Source organism: Paenibacillus koleovorans NBRC 103111, assembly GCF_004000845.1.
Taxonomy (GTDB): domain Bacteria; phylum Bacillota; class Bacilli; order Paenibacillales; family NBRC-103111; genus Paenibacillus_AA; species Paenibacillus_AA koleovorans.
This window is the reverse complement of the sequence record NZ_BIMA01000046.1, coordinates 35,834-52,210: the sequence shown is the minus strand read 5'-3', so window position 1 is coordinate 52,210 and position 16,377 is coordinate 35,834. Positions and strand designations below refer to the sequence as shown.

16 protein-coding genes are annotated in these 16,377 nt (G+C 54.9%); 6 read left to right on the top strand and 10 right to left on the bottom strand.

Features of this window, described 5'->3' with window-relative positions:
* From PKO02S_RS16715 to PKO02S_RS16700, 4 genes are all read right to left on the bottom strand, one after another.
* Positions 1-491 (bottom strand): hypothetical protein (locus PKO02S_RS16715; protein WP_164821497.1); only part of this gene is annotated, 491 nt, incomplete at its 3' end.
* A 25-nt stretch (positions 492-516) separates the two neighbouring features.
* Positions 517-1,857: a sensor histidine kinase gene (locus PKO02S_RS16710; protein ID WP_127584879.1), complete on the bottom strand. Its 1,341-nt coding sequence runs from the start codon at positions 1,855-1,857 to the stop codon at positions 517-519.
* A 23-nt stretch (positions 1,858-1,880) separates the two neighbouring features.
* Positions 1,881-3,197: a sensor histidine kinase gene (locus tag PKO02S_RS16705; RefSeq protein WP_246067076.1), complete on the bottom strand. Its 1,317-nt coding sequence runs from the start codon at positions 3,195-3,197 to the stop codon at positions 1,881-1,883.
* A gap of 55 nt (positions 3,198-3,252) precedes the next feature.
* Entirely contained in the window at positions 3,253-4,593 is a 1,341-nt protein-coding gene (locus PKO02S_RS16700) for a sensor histidine kinase (RefSeq protein WP_127584875.1), read from the bottom strand.
* Between the two features lie 263 nt (positions 4,594-4,856).
* Between PKO02S_RS16700 and asnB the strand changes: the two genes are divergently transcribed.
* The 4 genes from asnB (at position 4,857) to PKO02S_RS16680 (ending at position 8,850) form a co-directional block, all read left to right on the top strand.
* Positions 4,857-6,749, top strand: coding sequence for an asparagine synthase (glutamine-hydrolyzing) (asnB, locus tag PKO02S_RS16695; protein ID WP_127584873.1), 1,893 nt, complete (start codon positions 4,857-4,859; stop codon positions 6,747-6,749).
* A gap of 66 nt (positions 6,750-6,815) precedes the next feature.
* Positions 6,816-7,556: a Cof-type HAD-IIB family hydrolase gene (locus PKO02S_RS16690; RefSeq protein ID WP_127584871.1), complete on the top strand. Its 741-nt coding sequence runs from the start codon at positions 6,816-6,818 to the stop codon at positions 7,554-7,556.
* A gap of 41 nt (positions 7,557-7,597) precedes the next feature.
* Positions 7,598-8,077, top strand: coding sequence for a DUF456 domain-containing protein (locus tag PKO02S_RS16685; RefSeq protein WP_127584869.1), 480 nt, complete (start codon positions 7,598-7,600; stop codon positions 8,075-8,077).
* A 41-nt stretch (positions 8,078-8,118) separates the two neighbouring features.
* The gene (locus tag PKO02S_RS16680) at positions 8,119-8,850 is read left to right on the top strand and encodes a ThuA domain-containing protein (RefSeq protein ID WP_127584867.1); all 732 of its coding nucleotides are present in this window, start codon (positions 8,119-8,121) and stop codon (positions 8,848-8,850) included.
* 42 nt (positions 8,851-8,892) lie between these two features.
* Here the strand turns inward: PKO02S_RS16680 and PKO02S_RS16675 are convergent, their stop codons facing one another.
* Positions 8,893-10,002 (bottom strand): citrate synthase/methylcitrate synthase, encoded by a 1,110-nt coding sequence (locus PKO02S_RS16675; protein ID WP_127584865.1) that lies wholly within the window; start codon positions 10,000-10,002, stop codon positions 8,893-8,895.
* Between the two features lie 157 nt (positions 10,003-10,159).
* Here PKO02S_RS16675 and PKO02S_RS16670 point away from each other — a divergent pair, with 157 nt between their 5' ends.
* Positions 10,160-10,366 (top strand): hypothetical protein, encoded by a 207-nt coding sequence (locus PKO02S_RS16670; RefSeq protein WP_127584862.1) that lies wholly within the window; start codon positions 10,160-10,162, stop codon positions 10,364-10,366.
* 144 nt (positions 10,367-10,510) lie between these two features.
* Here PKO02S_RS16670 and PKO02S_RS16665 read toward each other — a convergent pair whose 3' ends face one another.
* Both PKO02S_RS16665 and PKO02S_RS16660 read right to left on the bottom strand, forming a co-directional pair.
* The gene (locus PKO02S_RS16665; protein WP_127584860.1) at positions 10,511-11,548 is read right to left on the bottom strand and encodes a homoserine dehydrogenase; all 1,038 of its coding nucleotides are present in this window, start codon (positions 11,546-11,548) and stop codon (positions 10,511-10,513) included.
* Positions 11,549-11,677: 129 nt separating this feature from the next.
* Complete coding sequence (locus tag PKO02S_RS16660) at positions 11,678-11,959, bottom strand: hypothetical protein (RefSeq protein WP_127584858.1); 282 nt, start codon at positions 11,957-11,959, stop codon at positions 11,678-11,680.
* Between the two features lie 82 nt (positions 11,960-12,041).
* Here PKO02S_RS16660 and PKO02S_RS16655 point away from each other — a divergent pair, with 82 nt between their 5' ends.
* A complete protein-coding gene (locus PKO02S_RS16655) occupies positions 12,042-13,709 on the top strand; it encodes a putative polysaccharide biosynthesis protein (RefSeq protein WP_127584856.1) in 1,668 nt (555 codons plus the stop codon).
* Here the strand turns inward: PKO02S_RS16655 and PKO02S_RS16650 are convergent.
* The 3 genes from PKO02S_RS16650 to PKO02S_RS16640 all read right to left on the bottom strand — a co-directional run bounded on the left by PKO02S_RS16650 (position 13,706) and on the right by PKO02S_RS16640 (position 16,228).
* Positions 13,706-14,989: a DUF2515 family protein gene (locus PKO02S_RS16650; protein ID WP_127584854.1), complete on the bottom strand. Its 1,284-nt coding sequence runs from the start codon at positions 14,987-14,989 to the stop codon at positions 13,706-13,708. The two genes, PKO02S_RS16655 and PKO02S_RS16650, sit on opposite strands and share 4 nt — an antisense overlap.
* A gap of 141 nt (positions 14,990-15,130) precedes the next feature.
* The gene (locus PKO02S_RS16645) at positions 15,131-15,370 is read right to left on the bottom strand and encodes a type II toxin-antitoxin system antitoxin (protein ID WP_127584852.1); all 240 of its coding nucleotides are present in this window, start codon (positions 15,368-15,370) and stop codon (positions 15,131-15,133) included.
* Between the two features lie 15 nt (positions 15,371-15,385).
* The gene (locus tag PKO02S_RS16640) at positions 15,386-16,228 is read right to left on the bottom strand and encodes an SPFH domain-containing protein (RefSeq protein ID WP_127584850.1); all 843 of its coding nucleotides are present in this window, start codon (positions 16,226-16,228) and stop codon (positions 15,386-15,388) included.
* Between the last annotated feature and the right edge of the window lie 149 nt (positions 16,229-16,377).

Here is a 16,377-nt window from a genome sequence, read left to right as displayed (position 1 = left end):
ATGTAACCGCCACCGGATGTTGCGCTAATAATCAAGAACTGATTTTGGGGTTGAGCCATTTTTAAAGAGAAGAAATAGATTACCGAACAAGCTGGCCAAAACCCAGCAGCAAGAACGATTGGAATATCGAACAATTCTTTTCTTGGAACAATGAAAGTAAGCGCTAGGCCGACGATAAGTTCAATTACAAAAGACAAGATGATAAATGTCAGGGTGAGAAGCAATCTTCGTTTCACGGTTAACCAACTAAACATCACTAAAATAAACAGGAAGCTTAAGACTAAGAAATTGAAGGGTCTCATAAACGGAGGCAATGCGAAATAGAGTAAATCCAGCACAATCGAATGCGAAATGGAAAACAGGATTATCCTTTTGAGAACGTTTTCCGTGGAGAAACCCCAGAAAGCAAGGCTTAGGTAAGACGCAGCAAAAGTAATGGGGATAGAAACTGTAAACACAATGGAGAATACGTGAAAAAAGTAGGAAGACATCGCGGAAGACTCCTTATTATCAATATCAAGATAGCTTCTTAACCGGTATTTTGACGTGGAACGCAGTTCCATCTACCGGATCGCTCTGGACTTCAATTGTCCCGTTGTAGTAGGTCAACCGCTCCTTCACGATGGACAAGCCTAAGCCGCGATGTGCACCTGCTTTGGTGCTGAATCCGGCTTCGAAGAGTTTCGACCGGATGTCTTCTGGGATGTAAGTGCCTTTGTTGTGGACGGAAATGTGAAGCTCATTATGTTCCAAACCACACTGTAGTCGGACAAATCGCTGCTCCTGCGGGAGCTTCACGACTTCATCGAAGGCGTTGTCCAGCACATTGCCGATAACTTTGACTAGGTCGATGGATTTCGGTCCCAACTCTCTGCTGTTAAACCCGGAGCAGTCGTACTCGAATTGGATTTTTAAGGAGACGGCAATAGCGCATTTGGCTTGTACGAGTGCAGCAAGGGCAGGATTGCCGATGCTCATAATCTCGTTGATCTCAGAAGTCTCCCCCACTAGCTCTTGGGTATATCGCTCCAGGTCGTCCATCTTTTTCATTCGAACAAATGAGGAAATGACCTGCACATGGTTCATGAAGTCATGCCGCTGTCCCCGGACGGTGGTGAACATGCGGTTGATGTCGTCGATGTAGTGGAGCTGGGTGGATTTGATGGCTTCGTTGCGGGTCTCCGCTACGATTTTCACGATTAATGCCAATGTAGCCATACTAATAGCAAGGACCAGCAGCAAAAAAGAATCAATCAGATTGTTCTCAGTTGAACCAACAGTTCGCACAATAACTTGCCAGATCACCAATATGATTTGCAGTAAAAAGAAAACTAGCAGTAGAGGGATCTTCCAGTCTCTCTTCCGAGTAAGCAATGCGCGGATCGGTGTACCTGGGCCATATTTGCGGGATTCCAACCAAATCGAGCAAAGCAGGATGAGCAACGACAACGACCAGAAGTGGGATAGAGGGAACAAAGGAGATTGTTCGGTCATTGTTTCTTTTGAAACGAATAAAAGCATGAACAGTGTGCCCACTAACTCGGCAATCAGGTATAGCACCATACATGTAATACTTATGACGATACGCATCCAGACCGAGGCGCTTCGAAACAAAAGAATCAGTAGTCCCACAGTTAAAACGGCGTAGCATCCGAACCTGACATAATGGCTTTGGTAATAGAGTAAGTCCGTGAACGCAGAAGTTAGCATTGAAAATAGAATGATACGCTTTATTCGTCCCCGAGTTGAAATTCCCCAAATGGCAAAAGCAAGCATAGTCGTTGAGAAAACGAGAGGAACTGTAACCGTAATAAGAATCGTAATAATTGTATCTAGATTCGAAAGGGTAGTAGACATCAAGACGACTCCTCCAAGAAGAATTAAGTTACGAGTTCATTTTTTTTCATTGGGATTTTGACTTGGAATGTGGTCCCTTCCACAGCATCGCTCTGAACTTTAATTGTCCCGTTGTAGTAGGTCAACCGCTCCTTCACGATGGACAAACCCAGACCCCGATGCGTACCGGCTTTGGTGCTGAACCCCGCTTCGAAGAGCTTCGCTTGAACGTCTTCCGGGATGTATGTGCCTTTGTTATGGACGGTAATTAGCAGTTCATTTTGTTCAATGCGGCATTCGAGTCGGACAAATCGCTGCTCCTGCAGGAGCTTCACGACTTCATCGAAGGCGTTATCGAGCAAGTTGCCTATGATTTTAACCAGGTCGATGGACTTGGGGCCAAGTTCTCGGCTGTTGAACCCGGTGCAGTCATACGTAAATTCAATTTTCAATGAAACTGCAATGGCGCATTTAGCCTGAACCAGCGCGGCCAGGGCCGGATTTCCGATGCTCATGATCTCATTGATTTCGGAGGTCTCTCCTACCAACTCCTGAGTGTATTTTTCTAGCTCGTCCATTTTGCGCATGCGGACCATTGAGGAAATCACTTGCACATGGTTCATAAAATCATGCCGCTGCCCGCGAACGGTGGTGAACATGCGGTTGATGTCGTCGATATAGTGGAGCTGGGTGGACTTGATGGCTTCGTTGCGGGCGTCGGTGAAAATTTTTAGTAGAGTCAATAAAATGATGAAGCTCAGTGCTGCTACACCCAGGACGACCAAGTCCATAATGTCTTGGAAGGGTAAAATCAAAGACTTGAAGGCTACTATCCAAGTAATGAACAACATCAAGAAGGCGAATAAAATCAATAAGGAGACAACCCGCCAATCTCTTTTTCTTTTAAAAAACTGTCGGATGGATAGGCCGGGGTGAAGATTGTGCTTGTCCATTAACAGAGCCACCAAGTAAAGCAGCGCGCAAAAAGGCCAATACCCTGCAATCAGTAGCGGCAAGTTTGAAATCATTTCTTTGTTTGATACGAACAAGAGCAAGACAAGCGCTACCATTAGTTCAGTAAACAATGAGATGATGAGCAACGTAAAATAAGTCACCACTCTCATACCGAATTTCAAAGTCGGGAAGAGAAGAACAAGCAAAGCAAATGTTACGCTCGTATAAGCAAGCAAGCGCGGTCCTGGCCCCAAAACATGAAAGCACATATCTACTAAAACAGCTTGGACGGCAGCAAATATCAACAACCGCTTCAACTTTCCAGCCGTCCAATATCCCCAGATGGATAAGGCCAGCCTCAAGCTGCTGATGGATATCGGAAGCGTACACCCGATCACAATAATCATTACTTTCACCAAATACTCCAACACAATCTACCACCGCCCACAAATAGAAGTGCTACTACTCAAATGGAGCCGCCTTTTTCATCGGCACGCGCACATGAAACGAAGTACCTGCCACGGGCTCGCTGTCTACCTCGATCGTACCGCTGTAGAAGTCCAGCAACTCCCTCACGATCGACAAGCCCAAGCCGCGATGCGCGCCGTCTTTGGTGCTGAAGCCCGGCTCGAACAGTCTCGCTCGAACGTCCTCACGGATATACGTACCGTCGTTCTGCACCGCAATAACCAGCGTCCCCTGCTCCGCCCTACAGTTCAATCGCACGACTCGTTGTTCAATGGGGAGCTTTACAACTTCGTCGAAGGCGTTGTCCAGCAGGTTGCCGATAATTTTGATCAGATCGATGGATTTCAAGCCGAGGGAAGGGCTGTCCATCCCGGTGCATTCGTATTCGAAGTGGATCCGCAGCGAAAGCGCGATGGCGCATTTGGCTTGCACTAGAGCAGCGAGAGCCGGGTTGCCGATCCGCATAATCTCATTCACCTCGGACGTCTCGCCGACCAACTCCCGGGTATACCGCTCCAACTCGTCATATTTGCGAAGCCGGATGAAGGAGGACATCACCTGTACATGGTTCAAGAAATCATGCCGCTGCCCCCGGACGGTGGTGAACATCCGATTGATATCGTCAATATAGTGCTGCTGCGTCATTTTCACAGCTTCGTTACGCGAGGAAGTGAACACACGAAGAACGAGAACCATAGTAATCAAACTGATAGCCAACGTAACCAGCAGCAGCGTACCGATAAAAGGCGGCTCTGCCTTGCTCAGCGCTTTATACGAAGCGATCCAGAGGATCAACAGAAATTGCACCGAAAAAAACAACAACACCGCCGGAATCTTAGTATCCTTCCGCTGCCTCACATAAATCAAAACCGAACGGCCCGGATGCACTGCATGCCGATCCATCAGATGATGGATCAAATAGATAAATCCGGCCAACGGCCAATAACCGCTAATCAGCAGTAATGGACTTTCCAGCCGAACTTCGTTGGCGACGAATTGATTTTGAAACGCGGCGACCAATCCTTCGGCAACGATGCAGAAAATTAAAGCGGTCACGGTAGAAATCAACCGCTGCTTAACGCTCAGTCGCGGAAACAGCAGCAAGATTAGCAGAAAATGCATCGAAATCGCATTGATCGCCTTCATAAAATCGGGCACAACCAAAAATATCAAATCGAGCACAAGGGAGTCGAGAACGGCAAAGAGAAGAACCCGCCGCATATAAGGTTTGGCCGAAATGCCCCAAAAGGAAAAGCTGAGGAGTAAAGTGGTGAACGCCAGAGGAACGGAACAGCCGATCACCAGAAAAAGTACATGCACCAAATAATCCAACACAAGGAGGCTCCTGTCCCATGATATTAGGCTTATCAATTGTTGTCAGATCGTGTCGAAAGATTTGCCTAGATCATTGTACCAACAATTCCCAAACTTGAAAAGGATGCTTTTGGTAAATATGCAGAGGAACCTTGTTTCTGAAAAAATGTAGAGGTATGATATACTAATTATTAGCTGTAAGAGAGAAAGGCCGACTGCAAGTCTCCCAAAAGGTGGACGGCGGGCCTGCACCAATCGGATCGAGTAGAAAGGATCAACTACATATGTGCGGAATTTCAGGCGTTGTTTATTTCGACAAAAGAGAGCCGTCGGTGCCGATGCTGCAGCGGATGGCCGACATCATTACGCACCGTGGGCCGAACGATTCCGGTATGTGGACGGAGCCGGGCGTCGGATTGTCGTTCCGCCGGTTGTCGATTATCGACATCAAGGAAGGCCACCAGCCGATGAGCAATGAGGATGACTCGGTGTGGATTATTTTCAACGGCGAAATTTACAATTATCACAAACTGCGCGAGGAGCTGCTGGCCCGCGGGCACAGCTTCAAGACGCACACCGATACGGAAGTCATCATCCACCTGTATGAGGAGTACGGGGAACGCTGCGTGGAGCATCTGCGCGGCATGTTCGGCTTCGTCATCTGGGACCGCCGCCGCAAGGAGCTGTTCGGGGCGCGCGACCATTTCGGCATCAAGCCGTTCTACTATACGGTCGACCAGGAGCGGCTGCTGTTCGGATCGGAAATTAAGAGCCTGCTCGCAGCGGACGGCATGGAGCGCCGCCTGAACGAGGACAGCCTGCTGCAATACCTCACGTTCCAGTACGTGCCGGAGCCGGAGACGATGTTCGCGAACATCCGCAAGCTGCCCCCGGGGCATACGCTTAAGGTAACCGCTGAAGGCAAGCTGTCGATTCGCCGCTATTGGGACCCGATGTTCGCGCCAGTCAAACGGCCGTTCGCCGATGTCGTCGAGGAGCTGCGCGCCAAGCTGCAGGACTCCGTCGTTCACCACATGCACAGCGACGTCGAGCGTGGCTGTTTCCTGTCGAGCGGCATCGACTCGACGGCGATCGCCACGCATATGCGGGCGATCGAGCCGATCCAGACGTTCTCCGTCGGCTTCGAAGGCCCGAACAACGAGACGATCATCGCGAGACAGACCGCTGAAGCGATCGGGACGCAGCATTATGAGAAGCTGATTAATATAGAAGATTACTTCGGCGTGCTACCTAAGGCCGTCTGGCACCAAGACGAGCCGGTCGCCGACCCTTCGGCCATCGCGCTGTATCACGTGGCCGGCTTGGCGCGAGAGCACGTCACGGTCGTGCTCTCCGGCGAAGGGGCCGACGAGCTGTTCGGCGGCTACCGCATTTACCGCGAGCCGCTGTCGCTGCGGCCGCTCACCTGGCTGCCGAGACCGGCGCAGCAGCTGCTGCATCGGCTCGTGCGGTTTCTGCCGTCCGGCGTGACCGGGCGGAATTACCTCATGCGGGCCACGACGCCGCTGGAGCAGCGCTTCCTGGGCAACGCCAAGCTGTACAGCGAAGCCCAGAAGGCGGAGCTGCTGCAGCTGGACGCGAAGCGCATGCGCTCGTACCGGGACCCGTGGCAAATTGCCGGCGAGTTCTACGCCAAGACGGGGCACTTAGATCCGGTGACGCGCATGCAGTACATCGACATGAACTTGTGGCTGCCGGGCGACATCCTGATGAAAGCCGACAAAATGACGATGGCGCATTCGCTCGAGCTGCGCGTGCCGTTCCTGGACAAAGAGCTGTTCGAATTCGCCCGCACGATTCCGATGGAATACCGCCTCGCCGAAGGCACTACGAAGTACGTGTTCCGCAAGGCGATGGAGGGCATCATCCCGGACTTCATCCTGAATCGACCGAAGCTCGGATTCCCTGTCCCCTTACGAGATTGGCTGAAAGGGCCGAAAGGCGCCATGATGCGCGAGCAAATCCGTGCAAGCGGCATCGAAGAGTGGTTTGACCTTAAAGTAGTAGACCGGATGTTCGAGCAGCATATGTCCGGCCAAGGCGATTACGCGCGGTTGCTGTGGGCGGTCTATGTATTCGGTCTGTGGCACACGACTTATATGCAGGAAGTGCCGGCAGTCGGCATGGCGGCCGCGAAGGCGACGACAACCGCTTAAAGGACGGCTCATATCCAACGAACGATCGGCCGACTAAACACATACATGAGGGGAGCAACAAACCATATGGCACCGAAGTACAAGCTGCTGGCGCTGGACATGGACGGCACGCTGCTGAACGAGGAATCCATCATTTCCGAAGAGAACCGCATCTGGATGCAAAAGGCGCTCGACGCCGGCGTCACGGTCATCCTATCTACAGGCCGCGGCGTTCAAAAGGTGTATCCCTACACCGACGAGCTGGGGCTGACAACGCCGATCGTAGCGGTCAATGGCAGCGAAGTGTGGAAGGAGCCTCGCGTCCTTCTCAAGCGAACCCTTATCGAGGCGGACTGGATTCGGCGCATGCACGAGCTTTCCGTCAAATACGGCACTTGGTTCTGGAGCTACTCGGTGGACGGCGTCTACAACTCCGAGCAGTGGACCACCGATTTGGAGCCGATCCAGTGGCTGAAGTTCGGCTACTATACGGAGAATGACGACCACCGCGGCCGCATTCTCGACCAACTGAACGAGTGGGGCATTTTCGAAATCACGAATTCGCATCCGCACAACCTGGAGATCAACCCGAAAGGGATCAGCAAGGCGAGCGGCATCGAGGAAGTGTGCAAGCTGGTCGGTATCTCGATGGCCGATGTCGTAGCGATGGGCGACAGTCTGAATGATATGGCGATGATTCGCGCGGCAGGTCTTGGTGTGGCGATGGGCAATGCCCAGGAAGAGCTGAAGCGTGCAGCCGATATGGTGACGGTCACGAACCAGGAGCACGCGGTGGCGAAAATCATTCGGGAGCATATTCTCGTTTGAGCTAGCGGCGGCGATCATGAAGTCAAGAAGGGTGAGACACGATGGAAATAGCAGGCTGGATTATTGTCATCGCGCTGTTCGCAGTCGGGATGGCCGGAGCGATTTTCCCCATTTTGCCGGGCGTGCTGGCGATCTATGCGGCTTTCTTCGTGTACGGCTTCTTCATCAGCTTCGACCCGTTCGGCTTCTGGTTCTGGTTCATCCAGACTTCGATCGTCGCGGCGGTCATTGTGGCGGATTATTTGGTCAGTGCGCTTGGAGTCAAAAAGTTCGGCGGCTCCCGAGCCTCCGTCATCGGCAGCACGATCGGCATCATAGTAGGTCCGTTTGTCATCCCAGGTGTAGGGTTGTTCGTAGGGCCGTTCCTGGGTGCAGTCATTGGCGAGCTGATAGCCGGAGCAAGCTTGCAGCAGTCGGTTAAGGTCGGGATCGGCTCGTTGGTCGGGTTCCTGTCCAGCGTGATCGTGAAATTGATCCTGCAGGCCGCCATGATCATCTTGTTCATCATTTGGTTGTTCTAGCTTTATCCATACATATTTCCTTCTAAAGGAGAGGACCGTCCATGATTCGATTGACGATTTGGAACGAGTACCAGCACGAGAAAATCAATGAGAAAATCGCCTCGATCTACCCGGAAGGCATTCACACAGCTATCGGGAAAGGGATTGATTCCACCGAGGTCGAAGTCCGCTATGCGACGCTCGATATGCCTGAGCACGGGTTGACGGAAGAAGTATTGAACGATACCGATGTGCTGATCTGGTGGGGACATCGCGCGCACAGGGAAGTAGCGGATGAGATCGTCGACCGCGTACAGAAGCGGGTGCTGCAGGGCATGGGGCTGATCGTGCTGCATTCCGGCCATTTCTCGAAAATTTTCAAGAAGCTGATGGGGACATCCTGCGACTTGAAATGGAGAGAAGCTGGCGATCGCGAGCGCCTCTGGGTCGTCGATCCGGCGCATCCGATTGCAGAAGGATTGGGGCAATATTTCGAGATCGGCGCGGAGGAAATGTACGGCGAGCATTTCGACATCCCCGCACCGGATGAGCTCATCTTCGTGAGCTGGTTCGAAGGCGGCGAAGTGTTCCGCAGCGGCTGCACGTGGCATCGCGGTCAAGGCAAAATTTTCTACTTCCGCCCGGGACATGAGACATACCCGACTTACTACAACAAGGACGTCCTGCATGTCATCTCGAACGCAATCCGCTGGGCGGCGCCTAGACACGGCGCACGTCCCGTTTACGGCAACGCCAAACCGCTCGAGACGATATCACCGAAAAATGAAACGTAAAAAGACGGCTGCGGAGTAAGACTCTGGCAGCCGTTTTCTACTTTATTCGGGTGTAGCGCCGGTGTAGATCGATTGCGGGCGGTAGATCCGGTTCGCCTCCGCCTGCTCCAGTACATGCGCGGTCCAGCCGACGATCCGGCTCGCGGTGAACGTCGGCGTGAAGAGGCTCGGATCGAGCCGCACCGCCTTCAACACAGCCGAAGCGAAAAACTCCACGTTCGTGTACAGCTTGCGCCCCGGCTTGTACTGCTCGAGCAGGCGCAACGCGGTCGCTTCGACATGCAGCGCGAAGTCAAACCAGGGATCGCCGCCGTTCAGCCCGGCCGTCACTTCGCGCAGCGCCTCGGCCCGCGGGTCCATCGTCTTGTACACCCGATGGCCGAAGCCCATCAGCTTCTCGCCGCGCTCCAGCTTCCCAGCGAGTACCGCTTCGGCATTCACCGCCTCCCCGATTTCCTCGAGCAGGGCGATGACCTCCGACGGCGCTCCGCCGTGCAGCGGCCCTTTCATCGCCCCGATGCCGGCACAGACGGCGGAGGCGAGATCGGACTCGGTGGAGGCGACGACGCGGCTCGCGAACGTGGAGGCATTCAAGCCATGCTCCATCGTCAGGATCAGGTAGGCGTCCAAAGCCCGCGCATGGGCGGCGGAAGGGAGCTCGCCGTCCAGCAAGTACAAGTAATGAGCCGCATGGGACACGGAAGGATCATCGGCGAACGGCTCTACAGGCGGCAACCCTTGCAAACGCCGATAGCGGTATGCGATGACGGAAGGGAGAACGGCGGTCAGCTGCATCGCTTGCTCTACCGTCGGCGGCCAACTGAAGCCGGCATCGCCAAGCGCCGACACGGCCGTGCGGACTACGCCCATCATCGGCTGATCGGCAGGCAGCAGATCGATCAACCGCCTCAGATGCTCAGGCATTGCACGGTACGAGGCTAGTCGGGCGCGGAATGCAGCCAGCTCCTCAGCTTTTGGCAACACGCCATACCATAGCAAGTACGCGGTCTCCTCGAACGATCGGCTGACCGCCAGCTCCCGAGCCCATTCCCCGCGATAGACGAGCAATCCTCGCGTGCCATCGACCAACCCGATTTTCGTTTCCGCGGCGACGACACCTTCCAGCCCTTTTGCCCATGTGACTACGTTCATAACCCCGCACCTCCAGCTTTCATTTTTTCCAGTATACACATCCAATTCAATTAAAGATAATTATTATATTGTATATGTGTGATCACAATAATTAATTTAATACTTATATATTATATGTATTTAACTCTGATCCCTTGGTAATTTATGACATCCGCCGGTGCTCGCCGAGAAGACATACACGATCAGCACCGGCACCTATTATACAGTCAAGGCGGAAGTGGAGGGCGGCTTGTTGAAAATGTACGTGAACAGCACGCTTGAGCTGACCGCCTACGACACGACGCTGCCTCGGGGCGGCTTCGTGTTCCGCGCGACCAACGCGCAGGTGCGGTTCGACGACGCGGTGCTGGCAACGCTGCAATAAGAAAATAGGTGTCTCCTCGGGTGAGGGACACCTTTTCATTTTGTGGCGTGGGGCACAGAGCCGCTGTATGGGTCAAAATGACCTCTATCGTGAGCCAATAGGGTGCGTCTCGCTCTGCAAAGGTCAGAATATCCTCTGCAAGGTTTACTTATCCCGGTACAGGTTGATCAAGTCTTTCAGCGCTGCCGCCGCGGCGCCGGACGGGCTGGAGGCGCCGCCAATGGCGCTGACCCGCCCCATCAGGTCGGTATGGAACACGACCCCTTTTTCGGTGCCGTCCACGGCGTAGAGGGGATGGCCGGGCTCGAGCTCGCGTGGGGCGACTTCCAGCGTCAAGCTGGAGTCGTCGCCGCGAACGGCCGAGGCGAGCAGCTTGAGCTTCGCTCCCCGCGAGCGGGCGGCTTCGTGTTGCTCCACCGTCACGGTATCGATGCCGGTGATGGAGACGTCGCTGAGGCTCGCGCTAGCGCCCAGCAGGCCGTTCGCCAGCAGCACAAGCTTGCAGGCGCTGTCGGTGCCGCTGATGTCCTGGCGTGGGTTCGTCTCGGCGATTCCTCTCGCCTGCGCTTCCCGCAGGGCGTCCGCGAACGGTATCCGGCCCTCCGCCATACGCGTCAGGATATAGTTGGTCGTGCCGTTCAAGACGCCTTCGATCCGCTCGATCGTGCAGCCTGCCAGGCTGTATTCGCCGATATCGAGCGTCGGCAAGGCGGCGGCGGTGGCGCCGCTGTACTTGATGCGCGCGTTATGCTCCGCAGCCAGCTGCATGAGCTCGCGGTATTGGGTGACGAGCGCGCCTTTGGAGACGGCTACGACGTCCAAGCCGCAGCGGAGCGCTTGCCGTATGTAAGTCAGCCCCGGTTCGCCGCGCGCGATATCAGTTGGGGCGCTTTCCACCAGTGCATGGGCTTGTTGGCCGATTTCCTGCAAACTCCTTTCACCCAGCCACCCGCCTTTTTCAGCCGCATAACGTTGCAAAGCATCGGAGCCGACTCCGGCTTTCACGAGCCATTCCATGTTCAGCCCTCCGGCATCATACAGCCAGCCTCGACTAGCCATTACCCCAATCAACCGAAACCGCAGACCGTACCGTTGCTCTATCAAACTCGACCGCTCGTGCAAGAGACGGACGAAGGCATGTCCCACATTGCCGTACCCTGTGAGCAGAACGTCTTTTTGCATCAGCCTCGCTCCTTTCATCCCCCGTATCTTATCGCAATCTTCCTTCAAATAAAAGAAAGCCCCCGAGCGGATCCTAACGCGGACCCTGGGAAGCTTTCCTTTCCAGCGGGACGACAACCATTACCCAGGTTACAGCAGCAGCGTAATGGCGAGCAGGTCGAACAGGACGAGAGGAAGGACCGTGTTGTTGTAATAGTATGGATTGTAGTAATTGTAGAACGCCCGGTCGGATGGCAGCTGTAAGTATACATACTCGGCATCGACATGCACAATATGTCCTTCGAGCGTTTCGCCATTCATGCGCTGAACGCGAACATAGCGGTTGACGTACTGGCAGCAGGCGGCATAGGCGCTGTCTTTGGCTTGCTTCACATGCTTCTTGCATTCCGGGTGAGCTTCATAGATGTTCATGCTGAAAAACACCTCCGTATATAGTCACCCTCATCATATGCATTCGCCCAGCAGGTGGTTCATCCGCCAAAAACCTTGTATAATGGGAGGCGTGAAAATCGATAGGGAGAAGGTTGGAGCATTGTCGAAAGATTCTTTGGTAAAAGGAACGTTGATCCTGGCAATGGCCGCATTGATCGCTCGAGTGCTGGGAGCGGTGCAGCGCATTCCGCTGGTTGCCTTGCTGGACGACGCCGGGATGGCGACGTATTCGATCGCGTTCAACATATACAGCTTCCTGCTCGTCGTGGCGACTGCGGGTATCCCGAGTGCGCTCAGCAAGCTGGTGTCCGAGCAGACGGCGCTTGGCCAGCACGCTGAAGCGAATCGTATTTATCGAGCGGCGACATGGTTTGCGGTTGGAGCGGGCGTGGTAATGACGCTGCTGCTGCTCGTATTCGCGCCGTATTATGCGAAGGACGTCAGCAACGATCCCGATGCCGTGGCGGCGATCCGCGCGCTGGCGCCGGCGCTGCTGCTGTTCCCGCTCATCGCGATCATGCGGGGGTATTTCCAAGGCCGCCAGCGGATGATGCCGAACGGCCTGTCGCAGATTATCGAGCAGATTCTGCGGCTCGTCACCGCGGTTGGACTGGCTTATCTGCTGCTTAAGCTGGATTACGGGCATGTGTGGGCTGTGGCGGGCGCTTCGTTCGGCGGCGTGATGGGCAGCGTCGGCGCGATCGCCGTTATGGTCTACTTCGCGATGAAGCTGCGGCGGGCGGATATGCGGTCGGGGTTGACCGCCAACGCCAAACCGGTGCAGCCGGCGAAATACTCGGCGATCTACAGCCGGCTGTTCCGCGTCTCCGTGCCGATCGTCCTGTTCTCGACGACGGTGCCGCTCATCTACTTGATCGATTCTTCGATTACGATCGGGTTGCTGCAGGGCGATCTCGGCTATGAGTCGGCGAAGGAAGCGTTAGGGATACTGGGCGGGCGTGCGCAGTCGCTGGCCGGCATTCCGATCATCCTCGCGATCGCGCTCAGCCAGTCGGCGGTGCCGGTCGTCTCGGCGGCGTTCGCGCGCAAGGATATGGCGCTCGTGCGCCAGCAAGCGTCCAAGGCGCTGTACTTGTCCGTCGTCACCGGATTGCCGATGGTGCTGGCGATTTGCGCGGCGGCACGGCCTTTGAACGGCTTCCTGTTCGGCAGCCATGAGGGCACTTCGATTATCGTGCTGCTCACGATGAGCGCGATGTTCCAGATTGTCATGCAAACATCCGGCGCGATTCTCATGGGAATGGGGCGGATGAAGCCGCTCATCGTCCACGTCATCGTCGGGATCGTCATCAAGCTGGCGGCCAGCTTCCTGTTCGCTTCCTGGCTTGGGATCTACGGCATTATCGCGGCGACGGGACTGTGTTTCATCGTCATGGCGCAGCTTAATCTGCGTGTGCTTCGACGTGAGGTGGACTATACGATTCTGGGGCGCAAATGGGGCGGTATTGCGGTCACGGCCATCGTATCGGCAGGGATTGGAGTGGCTTATGAATGGGCCGCCTATCAATGGATCCAGCCGTTCGCTTCGCGAGTGAATGATATGATCCACGCGGTTGTTGTCGGCGGTCTCGTGTGCTTGCTGTACGGGGGGCTGCTCTTCGTAACGCGGACCGTCTCCGAGTCGGAGATCGGCAGCTTCCCGCGTCCGGTGCAGAAGCTGTATCGGCGATTTTTCGCAAGAGGCGGCAGACAAGCAGACCAAGGCTAATCTCGTAGCGGCTCGCCTGCCAGAATCGCCAGCTCGAGCTTGTTCAATGCGAAACAAGCTTCATTCGTAATTTCGAACGAACGAGGGAGCGAAACATCGCTTAAATGGTGCATGACATCGTCGATCGAGATTCCTCGCGAACCGAGAAACCAGTCATACCGATCTGGCGGCTCTACCGGCCGGTCCGGCCAAACTGTTGACAGAGCAGGGCTATAGATTGGATCATCCGGCCGCAGCAAGCTGCAGCCCTGAAGCTTCTCCGTGTAGGTCCATACCGGAGGAGCTTTTCTGATTGGGGCGAACAGGTGAGGCCAGTAGTCGGAACGGGAGCCGGAATGCGGGACGGCAGCGGCGAATCGAAGCGCCTCCTCGCGTATGGCGGGCACGCCGAATAGGACGGCATAGAGCTTCTTGCCAATTTCGATCCGTTCGTCAAGATCCGAGAAAGTCTCTAGAATCAGGCCGGTTAGCCGATTGGGAGGATTCGAGGCATCGGTCGTATCGGCAGCGGCATAAGGGAAGACGATCACATTTAGTTGAAGCAGCGACTGCAGTTGCAGGAGGGAAGAGGCTAACAACGAGGAGTAAGGCTTTTGCTGCACAACGCGGCCCTCTATGTAAGACTGCTCGTTCACGATCAATCCGATCGTCAGCAGCTCGCTGCAGCGCTCCTGCCAGAACAACTCCCAGATCGGCTTCATGAACCGAGAAACGTGGAAATGGGGAAGCAGATGGAACAACGAAGTGTTCCGGGCTTTGCTGGCCTCGTACAGTAACAGCTGCGGATAAGCATCTTGGAAAATTAGCGCGTTCGATCGTTCTAGAAAGGCGAAAAGCTCTCCAGCCCGGCGTTTCCCAATCAGCCTGGGATGCAGCTCGCCGCGCAGATCGGTCATGTTCCAGCCGCCGTTGCGGGACACCATATGCGCGAGAAACGCCCAGTGCAGCTCGGGATGCCGCTTATAGATGGCGTAATAGGCCTTGGTGCGAATTACATTGTTGCGGTTGAGGCGCGAGGTTTCTTCCTGAATTCGGTCCATTAAGGCGCGTTGCTCCGACGTCAAGGAGACGGCATCTGAGGAGGATGGAGCTATAGCCTCGTATGCGTTTCTCAACCGATTCAGATGCTCCGGGTTTAGCCGAATGCCGTCAGCCTGTTCCGCAAGCTGGCTGGAGAGCACGAGGCCGGCTGTTTTACCTTTCAAATAATCCAGAGCATGACCGGGTATGGCCATGATTCGTTTGACCCAGCTATTTCGCATGTGTACTCTTGCACTCACCGGTTTCACTCCCCTGAACGAAAGGCAGTCGCCGCCCTGGCAGTCTGCAGGTCTATCTTCTAGACCATATGACTGAAAGGGCGGCGACTTGCCGTTTCCCACGTGCAGCCTGTCTCTAGTATGAGGAGGAGACAGGCCATTTTATGTGCCGGAGGACGAGGAATCAGGCGGCGAATCCGCTGCCGGAGGCATTGCCGTCGGCGAGCCGGCAGCCGCACGGGCGGAGCCGGACAGCCTGCCGGCGCGGAACGCGGCTTCGCGAAGCAGAAATTCGATATGGCCGTTCACGCTGCGCAAGTCATCGGCGGCCCAGCGCTCAATGGCTTCGAACAATTTGGGATCGATACGCAGCGGGAAGCTTTTTTTGCCGGGGCTAACCATGTCGATACGCCTTCGTCAGTAGAGCGAACCGGAATTGATGACCGGCTGGGCCGACCGGTCGGACACGATGGCCACCATCAAGTTGTTGATCATCGCTGCTTTGCGCTCATCGTCCAACACCAAGCCGGTGTCCTTCTCCAGCTTCCGAATCGCCATCTGCACCATGCCGACGGCGCCTTCGACGATTTTCTCGCGAGCCGCGATAATGGCGGTTGCTTGCTGACGCTGCAGCATGGCGCTGGCGATTTCGGTGGAATACGCCAGGTGAGTGAGGCGGGCTTCCAGTACTTCGACGCCGGCAACCGTGAGACGAGTTTGCAGCTCAGCAGCCAGCTCCTGCGCCACTTCCTCGGCATTGCCGCGAAGCGAATAGCCGACGGAATCGAGATTGTCATAGGGATAGCGGGTCGCTACATGTCGGAGGGCGGTTTCGCTCTGAATCTCCACGAACTTCTCATAGCTGTCAACGTCATAAGAAGCCTTGGCCGTATCGACGACGCGGAACACGACGACCGCCGCGATCTCGATCGGGTTGCCCTCGATATCGTTGACCTTCAGCTTGGCGCTATTGAAGTTGCGCACGCGCACCGACATATGCTTCCGCCCGCTGAGGGGGATCGTCATCCAGATGCCGCTCTGGCGGATCGTGCCCAAGTAGCTGCCGAAGAAAGTAACGACCGTCGTTTGATTCGGCTGAATAACGGTAAGAGACGTCAGAAGAAGCAGCCCGACAAACCCGGCAATACACCCGATGATGAAGGACTCCTGCATGAACAAATACCAGGTGAGCCCGAACAGCGCAAAGCTTGCGACAAGCCCCAAGTATCCGTTGAAATAGGGCGGTTTTCTTTCTTTCATTATCCCAGCTCCTTTTATATTGAAATCATCTCTTTTTGATACTTACATGATATCACTTTTTACTTAACCTGTAAATCGTTTCGGCGTGGAAATCTTATCTATCATGGAGTAGGCGTTCATTGACAGGATCCGCAGGGCATGCTATAACA